The sequence below is a fragment of the Bartonella sp. AA83SXKL genome, from assembly GCF_042196965.1.
GTDB lineage: Bacteria > Pseudomonadota > Alphaproteobacteria > Rhizobiales > Rhizobiaceae > Bartonella.
Map to the genome: position 1 here is coordinate 1 of NZ_JBHIRG010000098.1, position 1,088 is coordinate 1,088.

At 39.0% G+C, this 1,088-nt stretch carries 2 protein-coding genes and 1 pseudogene; all 3 read right to left on the bottom strand.

Annotation, left to right across the window (positions count from 1 at the left end; genetic code table 11):
• On the bottom strand, positions 1-573 hold a 573-nt coding region (locus ACFINO_RS09885; RefSeq protein ID WP_375655640.1), incomplete at its 3' end, for a pyrroline-5-carboxylate reductase.
• Between the two features lie 54 nt (positions 574-627).
• On the bottom strand, positions 628-873 hold the full coding sequence (locus ACFINO_RS09890; protein ID WP_011181065.1) for a hypothetical protein: 246 nt from the start codon (positions 871-873) through the stop codon (positions 628-630).
• Positions 874-975: 102 nt separating this feature from the next.
• Positions 976-1,088, bottom strand: a pseudogene (locus tag ACFINO_RS09895) (YraN family protein); the annotation flags it as partial.

A 1,088-nucleotide genomic window follows, 5' to 3' on the forward strand; every position in this document is an offset into this window, starting at 1 on the left:
AAGAAAATCTGCTGATTGCTGCTTCTTTAACCCTTGTGTTATAAACCATTTATGGGCTGTTTCTATAAAATTAAAATAAACGCCCATAAGTGAACCAGCCGTCATGAAAAGATTAAACTGCTCCTCCGCATCCAACACCAATGTCCCACCCAAGGCATCAAATAAACTTCGTAAAAATGGATGATCAGGATAAATTGGCGTCAAATTTTTACATTCTGCCACAAAAGGAAGTGGAACAGCACGATAAACCTTATGGTTGATCCACTCTTCAACTTCTGCTGCTTTTGCCATGGCAAGCACGGAAACAACAAGCTGCTCTGGACGAAAACGAAGAGAACGCAAGACCTCTTCTGCAATTTGGATGGGAAGACAAAGAAAAACACAATCACAGACATCTAACAACGCTTGATTATTCTCAGCAATGATAACCTTATCATAATTGCGTGAAAGATGCTCTGCTCTTTTTGCATTGCGTGGTGAGAGGATAATGGAAGGAACATCAAAAACGCTTCTCATTAAACCATCAACCATTGAAGCACTGATTTTACCTGTTCCTAAAAAGCCAATTGTCATTTTTACTCCTCGCTCTCAAAATTTCCAAGGACACCCAACCAACGCTTTGCCATTTTAACTTACATAGATACTAATTGAAGATGCAACACAAAGCATGGCAAGAATAATCAATGTCAAATAAACTTTAGGTTTATCAAAGAGCACCGCAAAAGCGGAAAACCAACCAACAATCGCAGCCGCTAATGCAAATAAAAAACCTGGTTTATTCATAAGCACGATATGCATTGCCATTAAACCACCAATAATCAGCGCCCCAAAAACAATCAACAAACCCGTTGCAAACTTTTCATAATCATCCATCTTTCACTCCTCATAGCGCTCAAATTATTAGGCACTTTTTCTAACGCATGTGTATAAACAAGATATTTTCCATCTACCATGGTTAAAACGATAGAGAAACTCTTATTTATTAGACATAAAAAATGCTGGAATATGCTGCGGCCAACGCCACGGTAAAATGGCGATCAAATCGAAGCGTACACATAAAAGAGCACGATCTTTTTGCCGTGCCAACC